The sequence below is a fragment of the Romboutsia sp. 1001285H_161024_C4 genome, assembly GCF_015550185.1.
GTDB classification, from domain to species: Bacteria; Bacillota; Clostridia; order Peptostreptococcales; family Peptostreptococcaceae; genus Romboutsia_C; species Romboutsia_C hominis.
On sequence record NZ_JADNAJ010000003.1, the window covers coordinates 83,753 to 97,852 of the forward strand.

General features: G+C 29.7%; 16 protein-coding genes. All 16 read left to right on the top strand.

The genetic code is table 11. From position 1 onward, the window contains the following. Positions 1 to 14: 14 nt before the first annotated feature. The 16 genes from I1959_RS06985 (at position 15) to I1959_RS07060 (ending at position 14,080) form a co-directional block, all read left to right on the top strand. On the top strand, positions 15 to 1,676 hold the full coding sequence (locus I1959_RS06985) for a propanediol/glycerol family dehydratase large subunit (protein ID WP_092925999.1): 1,662 nt from the start codon (positions 15 to 17) through the stop codon (positions 1,674 to 1,676). A gap of 23 nt (positions 1,677 to 1,699) precedes the next feature. Further along, complete coding sequence (locus I1959_RS06990) at positions 1,700 to 2,377, top strand: propanediol/glycerol family dehydratase medium subunit (protein WP_195237687.1); 678 nt, start codon at positions 1,700 to 1,702, stop codon at positions 2,375 to 2,377. A gap of 15 nt (positions 2,378 to 2,392) precedes the next feature. Then, complete coding sequence (locus tag I1959_RS06995) at positions 2,393 to 2,917, top strand: diol dehydratase small subunit (RefSeq protein WP_092925995.1); 525 nt, start codon at positions 2,393 to 2,395, stop codon at positions 2,915 to 2,917. Between the two features lie 21 nt (positions 2,918 to 2,938). Then, the gene (locus I1959_RS07000) at positions 2,939 to 4,750 is read left to right on the top strand and encodes a diol dehydratase reactivase subunit alpha (protein ID WP_195237688.1); all 1,812 of its coding nucleotides are present in this window, start codon (positions 2,939 to 2,941) and stop codon (positions 4,748 to 4,750) included. A 9-nt stretch (positions 4,751 to 4,759) separates the two neighbouring features. Next, entirely contained in the window at positions 4,760 to 5,119 is a 360-nt protein-coding gene (locus I1959_RS07005) for a glycerol dehydratase reactivase beta/small subunit family protein (RefSeq protein ID WP_092925991.1), read from the top strand. A gap of 96 nt (positions 5,120 to 5,215) precedes the next feature. Further along, the gene (locus tag I1959_RS07010; protein ID WP_195237689.1) at positions 5,216 to 5,797 is read left to right on the top strand and encodes a BMC domain-containing protein; all 582 of its coding nucleotides are present in this window, start codon (positions 5,216 to 5,218) and stop codon (positions 5,795 to 5,797) included. Positions 5,798 to 5,800: 3 nt separating this feature from the next. Next, positions 5,801 to 6,076 carry a propanediol utilization microcompartment protein PduA gene (gene pduA, locus I1959_RS07015; RefSeq protein ID WP_092925987.1) on the top strand — a complete coding sequence of 92 codons (276 nt, stop codon included), beginning with the start codon at positions 5,801 to 5,803 and terminating at the stop codon, positions 6,074 to 6,076. A gap of 20 nt (positions 6,077 to 6,096) precedes the next feature. Next, a complete protein-coding gene (locus I1959_RS07020) occupies positions 6,097 to 6,744 on the top strand; it encodes a phosphate propanoyltransferase (protein ID WP_195237691.1) in 648 nt (215 codons plus the stop codon). A 4-nt stretch (positions 6,745 to 6,748) separates the two neighbouring features. Continuing rightward, positions 6,749 to 7,570 (top strand): ethanolamine utilization protein EutJ, encoded by an 822-nt coding sequence (gene eutJ / locus I1959_RS07025; protein ID WP_166505358.1) that lies wholly within the window; start codon positions 6,749 to 6,751, stop codon positions 7,568 to 7,570. Positions 7,571 to 7,581: 11 nt separating this feature from the next. Beyond that, positions 7,582 to 8,427 carry a flavoprotein gene (locus tag I1959_RS07030; RefSeq protein ID WP_166505359.1) on the top strand — a complete coding sequence of 282 codons (846 nt, stop codon included), beginning with the start codon at positions 7,582 to 7,584 and terminating at the stop codon, positions 8,425 to 8,427. A 15-nt stretch (positions 8,428 to 8,442) separates the two neighbouring features. Continuing rightward, positions 8,443 to 8,709 carry a EutN/CcmL family microcompartment protein gene (locus I1959_RS07035; protein ID WP_092925979.1) on the top strand — a complete coding sequence of 89 codons (267 nt, stop codon included), beginning with the start codon at positions 8,443 to 8,445 and terminating at the stop codon, positions 8,707 to 8,709. A gap of 10 nt (positions 8,710 to 8,719) precedes the next feature. Then, positions 8,720 to 9,727 (top strand): cob(I)yrinic acid a,c-diamide adenosyltransferase, encoded by a 1,008-nt coding sequence (locus I1959_RS07040; protein ID WP_195237692.1) that lies wholly within the window; start codon positions 8,720 to 8,722, stop codon positions 9,725 to 9,727. Between the two features lie 24 nt (positions 9,728 to 9,751). Beyond that, positions 9,752 to 11,146, top strand: coding sequence for an aldehyde dehydrogenase family protein (locus I1959_RS07045; protein ID WP_195237694.1), 1,395 nt, complete (start codon positions 9,752 to 9,754; stop codon positions 11,144 to 11,146). Between the two features lie 11 nt (positions 11,147 to 11,157). Beyond that, on the top strand, positions 11,158 to 12,483 hold the full coding sequence (locus tag I1959_RS07050; RefSeq protein ID WP_195237698.1) for a 4Fe-4S dicluster domain-containing protein: 1,326 nt from the start codon (positions 11,158 to 11,160) through the stop codon (positions 12,481 to 12,483). A gap of 21 nt (positions 12,484 to 12,504) precedes the next feature. Next, the gene (locus I1959_RS07055) at positions 12,505 to 13,425 is read left to right on the top strand and encodes a hypothetical protein (RefSeq protein ID WP_092925971.1); all 921 of its coding nucleotides are present in this window, start codon (positions 12,505 to 12,507) and stop codon (positions 13,423 to 13,425) included. A gap of 106 nt (positions 13,426 to 13,531) precedes the next feature. Beyond that, complete coding sequence (locus I1959_RS07060; protein WP_092925969.1) at positions 13,532 to 14,080, top strand: BMC domain-containing protein; 549 nt, start codon at positions 13,532 to 13,534, stop codon at positions 14,078 to 14,080. Positions 14,081 to 14,100 lie beyond the last annotated feature (20 nt).

A 14,100-nucleotide genomic window follows, 5' to 3' on the forward strand; every position in this document is an offset into this window, starting at 1 on the left:
GGGGAGTGAATACATTGAAATCTAAACGTTTTGAAGTTTTAAAAAATAGACCAGTAAACCAAGATGGTTTTGTAAAGGAGTGGCCAGAAGTTGGTCTTATAGCAATGGATGGACCAAATGACCCAACACCTAGTATAAAAATAGAAAATAAAATAGTAATAGAATTAGATGGAAAGAAAAGAGAAGACTTTGATATGCTAGACTTTTTTATAGCAGATCATGCTATAAATTTAGAAAGAGCAGAAGAAGTTTTAAACATGGATTCATTAGAATTAGCTAGAATGCTTGTTGATATAAATGTTGGAAGAGAAGAAATAGTAAAACTTACAACTGCTATGACTCCAGCTAAGATAGTTGAAGTTGTAAGCCAGATGAATGTACTTGAAATGATGATGTCAATGACAAAGATGAGAGCTAGAAAGATGCCTTCAAATCAATGTCATGTTACTAATGTAAAAGATCATCCAGTTCAAATTGCAGCAGATGCAGCAGAAGCAGCTTTAAGAGGATTTGATGAACAAGAAACTACAGTAGGTATAGCAAGATATGCTCCATTTAATGCCCTAGCTTTATTAGTTGGAGCTCAAGTAGGTCGCCCTGGAATACTTACTCAATGTGCTGTTGAAGAAGCAACAGAATTAAAATTAGGAATGAGAGGATTAACAGGATACGCTGAAACTGTATCTGTCTATGGAACAGAGTCTGTATTTATGGATGGAGATGATACTCCTTGGTCTAAAGGTTTCCTAGCATCTTCATATGCATCAAGAGGACTTAAAATGAGATTTACATCAGGAACAGGTTCTGAAGTTCAAATGGGATACGCAGAAGGAAAGTCAATGCTATATCTTGAAGCTAGATGTCTATTCTTAACTAAGGGTTGTGGAGTTCAAGGAATACAAAATGGTTCAGTAAGTTGTGTTGGAGTACCAGCAGGAGTACCTAGTGGAGTTAGAGCTATACTTGCAGAAAACTTAATAGCTGCAATGTTAGATCTTGAGTGTGCATCTAGTAATGACCAAACATTTACACATTCTGATTTAAGAAGAGTTGCAAGAAGTTTAATGCAAATGGTGCCAGGAACAGATTTTATATGTTCAGGATATAGTGCAACTCCAAATTATGATAATATGTTTGCAGGTTCTAACTGGGATGCAGAAGATTATGATGATTGGAATATAATTCAAAGAGATTTAAAAATAGATGGCGGTCTAAAGCCTGTTAGTGAAGATGAAGTTGTTAAAGTTAGAAATAAGGCAGCTAGAGTTATACAAGTATTATTTAAAGAATTAAATCTTCCAGAAGTTACAGAAGAAGAAGTAACTGCTGCAACCTATGCACATGGAAGTAAGGATATGCCAAATAGAAATGTAGTTGAAGATTTAAAAGCTACTGAAGAAATGATGAACAAAGAAGTTACAGGGGTAGATGTAGTTAAAGCACTTTATAAAGGTGGATTTGAAGATGTAGCAGATAGTGTGTTTAATATGTTAAAGCAAAGAATAGCAGGGGATTATTTGCATACAGCAGCTATACTTGACAAAGATTTTAAAGTAAAAAGTGCCGTAAACTATCCAAATGATTATAGAGGGCCAAAAACTGGATATCAAATAAGTGATGAAAGATGGGAACAAATCAAAAATATTGAAAATGCAGTAAGTCCAGAAGACTTCTAAAAATAGAAAAAGAGGTGAAAATTGTGTCTATAGATGAGAAATTATTAAAAAGTGTAATAGAAGAAATATTAAAAGAAATGGTAGAAAATGATAATGTAGAGTGCAATAGCAAAAAAGAAGAAAAGAAAGAAAATGTAGTATTTGATGATAATAAAAAATTAGAACTAGTAGAAGTTGGAGATTTGAAAAAAGGTACTAGAAGCGATGAAGTAGTTATAGGTTTAGCGCCAGCATTTTTTAACCATCAAACTAAAACTATAGTTGGTATAGAACACGATAAAGTATTAAAAGAAGTTATAGCAGGTATTGAAGAAGAAGGATTAACTTATAGACTAGCAAAAATTTATAGAACGTCTGATGTTTCTTTTATAGCACATGATGCAGCAAAACTAAGTGGTTCAGGAATAGGAATAGGTATACAGTCAAAAGGTACAACAATAATACATCAAAAGGATTTATTTCCTTTAAGTAACTTAGAATTATTCCCCCAAGCTCCACTTATAGATTTAGAAACATTTAGACAAATAGGTAAAAATGCAGCTAAATATGCTAAAAATGAATCACCAGCTCCAGTGCCAGTGAAAAATGACCAAATGGCAAGACCAAAATATCAAGCAATTGCAGCACTTTTACATATAAAAGAAACAGAACATGTTGATAGAAACAAAAAACCTCAAGAATTGAAGATAACATTTAAATAAACAAGGAGGGTAATGATGAATCAAGATTTATTAATAAAACAAATCGTAGAGGAAGTACTAAAAAATATGAACTCTACTAATATAAATGAAGTTTCAAATGCTGTTAAAAATGTTTTAAAAAGTGATAAAGTCACAAGCGCTAATTATCCATTAGGAGAGAAAATACCGGAAAAAATAAAATCACAATCTGGAATAAAATTATCAGATGTAACTTTAGACAAAGTAATAAGAGGTGAAATTGGATCTAAAGATATAAGAATATCTAAAGAAACTTTAGAATTACAAGCACAAGTAGCTGAATCTGTTGGAAGAAATGCATTTGCTCAAAACTTAAGAAAGGCAGCAGAACTTATAGTAGTTCCAGATGATAGAATTCTTGAAATATACGATGCACTAAGACCATATAGATCAACTAAACAAGAATTATATGATATAGCAGATGAACTAAGAAATAAATATGGATGCACTATAAATGCAGAGTTTGTTATAGAAGCTGCAAATGTTTATGAACAAAGAGGAAGGTTAAAGGTAGTGGAGTAAAAGTAGTTTGGAGGGTATTAAATGAAGATAGTAGCTGGTATAGATATAGGTAATGCTACTACTGAAGTGGCCTTAGCAAAAATAGATGAAAACAATATTGAATTTTTATCAAGTTCTATAGTTAAAACAACAGGAATTAAAGGAACTATGAAAAATATAAATGGAGTATTTAAATCTTTAAAAAATTCTTTAGATAAGTCTAATTTAAAAATTGAAAATTTAGATGAAATCAGAGTAAATGAAGCTGCTCCAGTAATAGGAGACGTAGCTATGGAAACTATAACAGAAACCATAATAACAGAGTCTACAATGATAGGCCATAACCCTTTAACACCAGGTGGAGTAGGAGTTGGTGTTGGTGAAACTGTAAAAATTGATAAATTAGAAAGTGTAGATAAGAACAAAGATGTAATAGTTGTTATACCTAAAGAATTTGACTTTGAAGTTTCATCTAAATTAATAAATTTATATTCAGATAAATTAAATATAAATGGAGCTATAGTAAAAAAAGATGATGGAGTACTAATTAATAATAGATTAAACAAGAAAATTCCTATAGTAGATGAGGTTAGTTTAGTTGAAAAAGTTCCTCTAAATATGAAGTGTGCCATAGAAGTTGCACCAATTGGAGGAGTTGTTGAAGTATTATCTAATCCATATGGAATAGCAACATTGTTTAATCTAACTTCAGAAGAAACTAAACATGTTGTTCCAATAGCTAGGGCATTAATTGGAAACAGATCAGCAGTTGTTGTAAAAACTCCTAAGGGAGATGTTAAAGAAAGAAAAATACCTGCTGGAAATATTGAAATAGTTGGACTAAATAAAAAAGCTTTTGTTGGAATTGATGAAGGTGCTAAAAAAATTATGAATGCTATAAATAGCGTAAATATTGTTTGTGATGTTAAAGGAGAACCTGGGACTAATGTGGGAGGAATGCTTGAAAAAGTAAGGCATGTTATGTCTAATTTAACAAATCAACACCCAAAAAACATTAAAATACAAGACTTACTATCTGTAGATACTTTTGTTCCTCAGATTGTAAAAGGTGGTATTGCTAATGAGTTCTCACTAGAAAATGCAGTAGGAATAGCAGCTATGGTAAAAGCTGATAAACTTCAAATGCAAAAAATAGCAGATGAATTAACAAAAAGCCTAGGGGTAAATGTCAATGTAGGTGGAGTAGAAGCTGATATGGCAATTCGTGGAGCATTAACTACTCCAGGAAGTAACAAACCACTTGCAATATTAGATATGGGTGCAGGATCTACGGATGCTTCTATAATTACAAAAGAAAATGAAATAAAGTCAATACATTTAGCAGGTGCTGGAAATATGGTTACTATGCTTATAAAATCAGAATTAGGAATAGATGATTTTGAACTAGCAGAAGACATAAAAAAGTATCCATTAGCTAAGGTAGAGAGTCTTTTCAATATAAGACATGAAAGTGGAGCTGTAGAGTTTTTTAACAAAGCATTAGATTCTAAATTATTTGCAAAGGTTGTAATACTAAAACCAGAAGGCATGGTTCCTATTGAAATAGATGAATCACTAGAAAAAATAAAATTAATTAGAAAAAGTGCTAAAGAAAGAGTATTTGTTACAAATGCTATAAGAGCACTAAAAAAGGTAAGCCCAACAAATAATGTAAGAGATATAGCGTTTGTAGTTTTGGTTGGAGGAAGTGCACTTGATTTTGAGATTCCTCAATTAGTTACAAATGCATTATCTCAGTATAATGTAGTTGCAGGAAGAGCAAATATCAGGGGTGTAGAAGGACCTAGAAATGCAGTTGCAACAGGACTTGTTTTACATTTAAAAGAAGAATAGGTGAATTTTATGGCTAAGAATATAAGTGTTACGAAAAAGCCAAGTATAAAAATATACTATAACAAAAATCAAATAGATGAGTTAAAATTTAGAGAAATTATACTTGGCATAGAAGAAGAGAATGTACCTTATGAAATTTTAGGAATTTGTGAAGAAGATGTTATAAAATTAGGCTATAATGCCTGCAATGACTCTATATTAGGAGTGGGGATTGGAGTAAATAAAGATTTTATAATACTTCACTATAATAAACTAGAAAAAGATAGTCCTCTTTTTACTATAAAAATATCATCTAAAGAATCTATAATGAGAACACTAGGTCAAAATGCAGCTAGATTAGTCATAAAAAAACCTTTCAAAGAACTTTAAAATATTTATAAGATACATATAGTTTATCTAACAATTGTATAAAGTTTTATATTTATTATAAATATTACTTAAACATTAGATTAGGGGGAGGGTAAAATGTCCCAATTAGCTATTGGAATTATAGAGACAATTGGCCTTGCAGCTTGTATAGAAGCAGCAGATGTATGTGTAAAATCTGCAAATGTTAATTTAATAGGATATGAGCTCTCGAAAGGTGGAGGTATGGCGACATTAAAAATAGAGGGAAATGTAGGTGCTGTTAAGGCAGCTATAGAAGCTTCTGTTGTTGCTGCCAATAAAATAAGCAAGGTATTTTCCTATAAAATAATACCTAGACCAAGTAAAGAAATAGATATATTAATTAATAACAAAGAAACTATAGGATATAAAGAAATACAAATAGATAATCAGTCTAAGGAAAATGTAGATTTATACAATGAAGATGATAAAGAATTAGTTAAAGATATAGTAGAAAATGTAAAAATAGTTAATCTAGAGGATGATTTAAATTATATAAAAAGTGAAGAATTAGGAAATACCATAGAAGAAAACAATTTAAATAATAAAGAAAATTATACTTGTAATTTATGTAAAGACCCAGAATGTAAAAGACAAAAAGGAGAATTAAAAAATAGTTGTATTCACTACAATGAACTAAATGATTTTAAGGAGGAATAGAAAATGGGAGAGGCATTAGGATTAATAGAAACTAAAGGATTAGTAGGTGCTATAGAGGCAGCAGATGCGATGACTAAATCTGCAAATGTTGAGCTAGTAGGATATGAAAAGATAGGATCAGGATTAGTTACAGTTATGGTTAGAGGAGATGTTGGAGCTGTTAAGGCATCTGTAGATGCAGGGGCAGTAGCAGCTGAGAAAGTAGGAGAACTCGTATCTAAGCATGTAATACCAAGACCTCATACTGATGTTGAAAAGATATTACCAAAATCAGAATAATATATAAATAGGTGATTAAAATGGATTTTAACAATAAGGAATTAGTAGAAAAAATAACTAAAATAGTAATACAAAAATTACAAGAAGAAAAAGAAGTTTTAATCCCTATCGGTATCTCAAATAGACACATACATTTGTGTGAAGAAGATTTTAAAATACTATTTGGCAAAGATAAATCACTAAGTAAATTTAGAGATTTAAAGCAACCAGGTCAGTATGCTGCAAATGAATGTGTAACTATAAAAGGCTCTAAAGGAGAATTAACAAAAGTTCGAATTTTAGGGCCTTTAAGAAATGAAACTCAGATTGAAATTTCTGTATCGGATGGCTTTAAATTAGGTATAAATCCACCTATAAAAGAATCAGGAAATCTAAAAGATACTCCTGGTATTGAAATTATAGGGCCTAAAGGAAAAGTTGTCAAAGAAAAAGGTGTAATTTGTGCATTAAGACATATACATATGTCACCAAATGATGCTAAAAAATTAAATTTATGTGATAAAGATATAGTAGATGTTGAGATAACGGGGATTAGAAAAGCTATACTAGGAAACGTATTAATTAGAGTAAATGAAAATTTTGAACTAGAAATGCATTTAGATATAGATGAAGCTAATTCGTGCTTAATAAAAAATAACGACTTAGTTAAAATTGTAGAAAATAGGTGAGAATGTGAATCTAAATGACTGCAATAATAAGGTAAAAGAGTTTTCAAGACTTATAAAAGAAAAAAAGTGCAATAAATATAACGGTAGGCTAAAAGTAGGAGTAGATTTAGGAACTGCAAATATAGTTTTATCTGTTGTAGATGAAAATAATAATCCTATAGCTGGAGCTATGAAAGCTTCATCTGTAGTTAAAGATGGGATAGTTGTAGATTATATAGGTGCAACTAATATACTTAGAAAATTAAAAGAAGAAGTAGAACAAATTATAGGATGTGAATTAACTTATGCTTCAACTGCAATCCCTCCAGGAATTACTGAGGGAAATACTAAAGTTATATGTAATGTAGTAGAATCTTGTGATATGGAAGTTTTAAATATAATAGATGAGCCAAGTGCAGCAGCTACAGTACTTAAAATAACTAATGGGGCAGTAGTTGATGTTGGTGGAGGGACTACTGGGATAAGTATAATAAAAAATGGGGAAGTCGTGTTTACAGCTGATGAAGCAACAGGTGGAACTCATATGACACTAGTTCTTGCAGGGTTTAATAAAATACCTTTTGAAGAAGCAGAAGTTATAAAAAAAGAGAAAAAGTATGAAAAAGATACGTTTATAATAGTAAAACCTGTCATTGAAAAAATGGCATCTATAGTTAAAAAGTATATAAAAGATTACAATATAGACACTATCTATGTAGTCGGTGGTGCTTGTTGCTTTAGTGAATTTGAAAAAGTATTTAAAAAAGAAATAAAAATAGAAACAGTAAAACCATTAGAACCACTACTTGTAACACCTCTTGGAATAGCAATGAATTGCCATATATAGAAGGTGATAAATTGGATTTAAAAAAACTTGAAAACATAATTAGTGAAAATGTAGAAAGTGTAGTTATAGATTATATAGTAGAAAAAGTATTTGAAAAGCTAGAAAGCTACAATAAAAAATTGTTAGTAGTATTTACTGGTGCTAGTATTGGATTTAAAGATGCATTTAAATGCATTAAAATGCTTCAAGATAGAGGATTTAAATTAACAATAGTATTATCAAATGGAGCTTTAAATGTATTTAATGAAAATTTAATAAAAGAATTTTTTAAAGTGGAAAAAGTTATAAAAGAAGATGACAATGAAAATATAATAAGTCTAGTAAAAGAAAATACTATTATAATGATACCTACATTAACAGTTAATACCTGTAGCAAAATTGCAAATGGAATAAATGATAATATAGCTACTAATATAATAAGTTATTCCTTAATTAATGGTAAAAAAGTAATAGCAAGTATTAATGGATGCTGCCCAGACAACGAAGAAAGAATATCTATATTTAAAGATAATATGAGCAATTCATATAAAGATTTACTTAGAAATAATATAAAAAAATTAAAAGATTACAATATTATATTAACTACATCAGTAAATTTAGAAAAAAAAGTTATAAAAATATATAAAGATAATTTTAGTTTAAACACTAATAAAAAAAATAATGATGAAATTGATTATATATGTAGTAAACAAAATATAGAGATTAAAGAAATACTCTTAAATAAGAAAATAATAAGTAAAATAGATGTATATAACTTAAAACACTATAAAGTAATAAAAATAAATCAAGATTCTATAATCACGCCTTCGGCTAAAGATGAGGCATTAAAATACAATATAAATATATTAAAAATATAAAGCTAGGTGAAAAATATGTATCTAGGAAGTGTAGTAGGAACAGTAGTATCAACTACTAAAAATGAAGGATTAATAGGAACAAAGCTTCTACTTGTAAAGCAATTAAATGAAAAATTAGAAGTGGTTGGAAACACACATGTTGTAGTAGATTCAGTAGGCGCTGGAGTTGGAGAGACTGTAATTGTTGCAACAGGGAGCTCTGCAAGAAAGATATTTTCATCTGATTCTCCTATAGACTGTGCAATAGTTGGAATAGTAGATAGTATAGAAGTTAATAATTAGGTGATATAATATGGCTAATTTATATACAAAAACAGGTGATAAAGGAAGTACTAGTCTGTTTGGTGGTAAAAGAGTATCAAAAAATGATTATAAAGTAGAATGCTATGGAACAATAGATGAGGCTATATCAATGCTTGGAGTTGCGTATTCTCAAAGTAAAAATGAAGATATAAAAAGTTATCTAAATAAAATACAAAGAAAATTATTTATAGTAGGTGCTGAACTTGCTAGTGATGAAAAAGGATTATCTATGTTGTCATATACAGTAAATGAAGAAGACATAAAAGAATTAGAACATATAGTAGATGAGTGCAGTAAGCTAAATGGAAGACAAAAAAGTTTTATAATACCTGGGAAAAATGAGTCTTCAGCATCTATTCATGTTGCAAGAACTATAATAAGAAGAGCAGAAAGAAATATAGTTACATTAAAAGAAAATGGTAATATTAGAGATGAATTACTAAAATACGTAAATAGATTATCGGATACATTATATGCTTTAGCAAGATTAGAAGAAACTTATTGTAAGATAGATGATATAAAAAGCAAGGTTATAGATAAGTTAGAAAAATTTAATAATATAGAAAAAGGAAATGAAGAGAGTATAGAGTTTAAACTAGAAAATATAATAAAAATGGCTAATTATGCTCAAAGAAAAGCAAAAGAATTAAATGTTCCTATAGTTTTTTCTGCAGTAGATAGTGGAGGTAATCTTATATTACTTCATAGAATGGAAGATTCATTACTTGGTAGTATAAATATAAGCATGAATAAAGCATATACTGCAAATGCCTTAAAAATATCAACTGATAAACTAGGTAAGCTTTGTAAAAGTGGAGAAGCACTTTATGGTATTCAAAATACTAATGACAATAAAATAGTTGTCTTTGGTGGAGGATATCCAATATATAACAATAAAAAAATAGTTGGAGCTATAGGGGTAAGTGGCGGCAGTGTAGAAGAAGATATGGAGATAGCTTTATACTCAATACAAATGATGAAAATGAAAAGCAATTAAGCAAAATGTAATGGGGGGATAATAATGAGTGCGTTAAATGTTGAGGAAATAGTAAAAAAGGTTATAAGTGAATTAAATAATGAAAATTCTTTAAAAGAGTGTGAATATGGAATATTTGAAAGTATGAACGATGCTATAGAAGCATCATTCATAGCTCAGAGAAAGTACTTAAAGCATAGCCTAAGTGATAGAGATAAATACATAAAAGCTATAAAAAATGAATTTTATAAAGAAGAAAATTTAAAAAAAATATGCAAAATGACAGTTGAAGAAACTGGTATGGGAAATTACAGCCATAAACTTTTGAAAAATAGATTAGTACTAGAGAAAACACCAGGTGTAGAAGATTTAAAAACAGATGCTTATACAGGTGATAAAGGTCTTACTTTAGTAGAACTTTCTCCATATGGAGTAATAGGGTCTATAACACCTACAACAAACCCAACAGAAACCATTCTTTGTAATACTATAGGAATGTTAGCAGCAGGAAATTCAATTGTTTTTAGTCCTCACCCAAGAGCTAAAGAAGTATCTTTATTCACCATAAAACTTATAAATAAAGCATTAAAAGAAGCTAAAGCCCCAGATAATTTAGTGGTAACGGTAAAAAATCCTACAATAGAAAATGCAAATATAATGATGAAACATGAAAAAGTTAAATTGCTAGTAGCAACTGGAGGGCCGGGCGTTGTGAAATCAGTATTATCTACTGGAAAAAAAGCGATAGGAGCAGGGGCTGGAAATCCTCCAGCAGTAGTTGATGAAACTGCAGATATAGAAAAAGCAGCAAAAGATATAGTTGATGGATGTAGCTTTGATAACAATCTTCCATGCATAGCAGAAAAAGAAGTTATAGCAGTAGATGAAATTACTGACTATTTAATATTCAATATGAAAAAAAATGGGGCATATGAAATAAAAGATAAGGAAACTTTAAATAACTTACAAAACTTAGTTTTATCTAAGGATTTAAAATTAAATACTGAATGTGTTGGAAAAAGTGCAAGATATTTATTAGATAAGATAGGAATACAAGTTGAGGATGATATAAAAGTAATAATAATGGAAACAGATAAAAATCACCCATTTGTTATAGAAGAATTAATGATGCCAATACTTCCAATAGTTAGAGTTAAAGATGTTGACGAAGCTATAGAACTATCTATAGAAGTTGAACATGGAAATAGACATACAGCTATAATGCATTCTAAAAATATTGATAAATTAAGTAAGATGGCTAAATTAATTCAAACCACTATATTTGTTAAAAATGGACCATCATATTCTGGCATAGGCGTAGATGGAGAAGGATATACAACATTTACAATAGCTGGTCCAACAGGAGAAGGTTTAACAAGCGCTAAAACCTTTGCTAGAAAAAGAAGATGTGTACTTGTAGATGGCTTTGATATCAGATAAGAGGTGAGATTATGGAAAAAGATTTAATAAGCATTATTAAAGAAGCTGGTATAGTAGGTGCTGGTGGAGCTGGATTTCCAACTCATGTAAAATTAAATACAAAGGCAGATTATTTAATTATAAATGGAGCTGAATGCGAACCTCTTTTAAGAGTAGATCAACAACTGATGGCTAAAGAATCTAGAAAACTTTTAGACGCTATAGATTTAGTTAAAAAATATATTGGCGCTAAAGTTGCAATAATTGGATTAAAATCTAAGTATAAAAAAGCCATAGAAAATATAGAAACTATAATTAATGAGTATGAAAATATAAAAATGCATAAAATGCCTAATTTTTATCCAGCAGGAGATGAACAGGTATTAGTGTATGAAACTATTAAAAAAATAATACCAGAAGGTTCAATTCCACTTAGTGTAGGAGCTGTAGTATTAAACGTAGAGACTTTATTAAATATATATGAAGCTTATTACAATTATTTAAAAGTTACTAATAAATATGTAACTGTAACTGGAGATGTTAAAGAAAAAATAACAGTTAATGTTCCTATAGGTATATCCATAAAAGAAGTTATAGATTTAGCAGGAGGGAGTAATTTAGATGAATTTGTTGTTATAAATGGTGGACCTATGATGGGTAAAATAGTTTCATTAGATGATGTAATTACAAAAACAACTAAAGGTCTTATAGTATTACCTAAAGAACATAGTCTAGTTAAATCTATAAATAAAAATATATCTCAAACATTAAAAGAAGCTAAAACTTCTTGTATGCATTGTAGTTTATGTAGTGAAATATGCCCTAGAAATTTATTGGGTCATAATATAAATCCACATAAACTAATAAGAATAGCAAGTTATTCAAGTATTTGCGATACCAAATCTAGTTTAACAACAGCATTTTTATGCTGTGAATGTAGGTTATGTGAATATGCTTGTATTATGAATTTACAACCTTGGAAATTACATTCAAATCTAAAAAAACAAATGTCAGCAAAAAATATAAAAAACGATAATAACAATACACCAATAGATGTACATCCATTTAGAGAATATAAAAGATATCCAGTAAGTAAATTAATATCTAAGTTAGATCTTTCGAAGTATGATAAAAACGCAGAAATAACAAATATTTATAAGAATTTTACAAAGGTAAAAATACTTTTAAATCAGCATATAGGAATAAGTGCAACACCTATTGTAAAAAAAGGAGATAAAGTTCTTAAAGGACAGCTAATTGCATTTACAAAAGAAGATAAATTAGGAACATCAATTCATTCAAGTATAGAAGGATTAGTAAAAGAAGTAAATGATAAGTATGTATTAATAGAAAGCTAAATTTTTATTAGGAGGAGTAACATGGATATATTTGCAATGGTAGCAGCTTTTGGAGGAGGAGCATTTGGAGCTTTAATAGGAGCATTACCAGCATTTATACTTACAGGTGTGATAGCGATAGCAGGTGCAGCTATAGGGATGGCAGGTGGATCAGATTTAGTTGTTGGAAATGTAGCTTTTGGTTCTTTTTTGGGACCTCATATAGCATTTGCAGGTGGGGTTGCAGCAGCAGCATATGCAGCAAACAAAAGAAGCACAAGTACATCTAAAGTAACATCAACTGGAGAAAAAATCTTAGGTAGTGATGAAGTAGAAAGTGGAACATCAATAGGTTTATCCTTAAACCTAACAGGAGACTATAAAGTTTTGTTAGTTGGTGGGATATTTGGGATATTAGGTTTTTTAATAAATTATTTATATGCATCAGTTCTAGTACTTCCAACAGATACTCCAGGTATGACAGTTTTTACACTGGGTGTAATAGCAAGGCTAACTCTTGGAAATAGTGGACTATTTGGTAAATATGATAAAAATAAAAAAAGAAAATACTTATCTACCGGAAAAATGCTTGGATATAATATAGTATTAGGTGCATCATTAGGAATAGTAGTTTCTTATGTGGCAGCATCACTTTCCAATACCTTTGAAGTAGCTCCAGAGGTAATATCATTATTCCCAACACTATGTTTTGGAATAAGTGCACTTTCTTTAATATTTACACAAACAGGCTCGGCTACACCAGCAACACATCATATAACATTAATATCAGCACTTGCAGCTGTTGTTTCAGGAAATCCCATATTTGGAGTATTGTTTGGAATTATAAGTTGTTTAATTGGAGATTTCGGAGCTAATACACTTAATAGTAATTGTGACTCTCATATAGATCCACCGGCATTCTCAATATTTATATGTACATTTATAATAAACTTCATATTTTAATTAAAACTAAACAATAATTTTTAAAATTTTACATATTTGAATTATAGATAAATATAATTTAGATAAAACATATTAGCAAACATGATAAGAATTAGGGGGACACAATATGAAAAAATCAATTGGACTTGTGGAATTAAAAAGTATTCCCATAGGGATAGAAGTTGCAGATACAATGCTAAAAACAGCAAATGTAGAATTAATATTAGCTAATCCAATTTGTCCGGGAAAATATGTGATAATAGTGAGTGGGAACGTAGGTTCAGTAGAAAATGCTATAAAAGCAGGTAAAGATAAAGCAGGAATATTTTTAATTGAAAGTCATGTGATAAATAATATACATGAAGATGTAATACCAGCCTTAACAGGTACTATAGAACCAGTAAATATTAAATCTATTGGATGTATAGAAACAATATCAGCACTAACAGCTATAAAAGCTGGAGATATAGCTCTTAAATCATCTAATATTGAATTAATAGAAATAAGACTTGCAAGAGGCCTTGGTGGAAAGGGATTTATAGTAATGTGTGGAGATATAGCATCTATAAATTCTGCTATAAAATCTTGTACAAATGAATTACAAGAAAGTGGGGAGATAACAAGTACATCTTCTATAGCATCTCCACATAGAGATTTAATAAATAAATTAATGTAGAGTAAAAATAATTAACAAAA

Excerpts from the sequence above, each read along its gene's own strand:
- I1959_RS06995 (WP_092925995.1), top strand. The coding sequence starts at position 2,393 with ATGAATCAAGATTTATTAATAAAACAAATCGTAGAGGAAGTACTAAAA.
- I1959_RS07000 (WP_195237688.1), top strand. The coding sequence starts at position 2,939 with ATGAAGATAGTAGCTGGTATAGATATAGGTAATGCTACTACTGAAGTG.
- I1959_RS07005 (WP_092925991.1), top strand. The coding sequence starts at position 4,760 with ATGGCTAAGAATATAAGTGTTACGAAAAAGCCAAGTATAAAAATATAC.
- I1959_RS07010 (WP_195237689.1), top strand. The coding sequence starts at position 5,216 with ATGTCCCAATTAGCTATTGGAATTATAGAGACAATTGGCCTTGCAGCT.
- pduA (WP_092925987.1), top strand. The coding sequence starts at position 5,801 with ATGGGAGAGGCATTAGGATTAATAGAAACTAAAGGATTAGTAGGTGCT.
- I1959_RS07020 (WP_195237691.1), top strand. The coding sequence starts at position 6,097 with ATGGATTTTAACAATAAGGAATTAGTAGAAAAAATAACTAAAATAGTA.
- I1959_RS07035 (WP_092925979.1), top strand. The coding sequence starts at position 8,443 with ATGTATCTAGGAAGTGTAGTAGGAACAGTAGTATCAACTACTAAAAAT.
- I1959_RS07040 (WP_195237692.1), top strand. The coding sequence starts at position 8,720 with ATGGCTAATTTATATACAAAAACAGGTGATAAAGGAAGTACTAGTCTG.
- I1959_RS07045 (WP_195237694.1), top strand. The coding sequence starts at position 9,752 with ATGAGTGCGTTAAATGTTGAGGAAATAGTAAAAAAGGTTATAAGTGAA.
- I1959_RS07050 (WP_195237698.1), top strand. The coding sequence starts at position 11,158 with ATGGAAAAAGATTTAATAAGCATTATTAAAGAAGCTGGTATAGTAGGT.
- I1959_RS07055 (WP_092925971.1), top strand. The coding sequence starts at position 12,505 with ATGGATATATTTGCAATGGTAGCAGCTTTTGGAGGAGGAGCATTTGGA.
- I1959_RS07060 (WP_092925969.1), top strand. The coding sequence starts at position 13,532 with ATGAAAAAATCAATTGGACTTGTGGAATTAAAAAGTATTCCCATAGGG.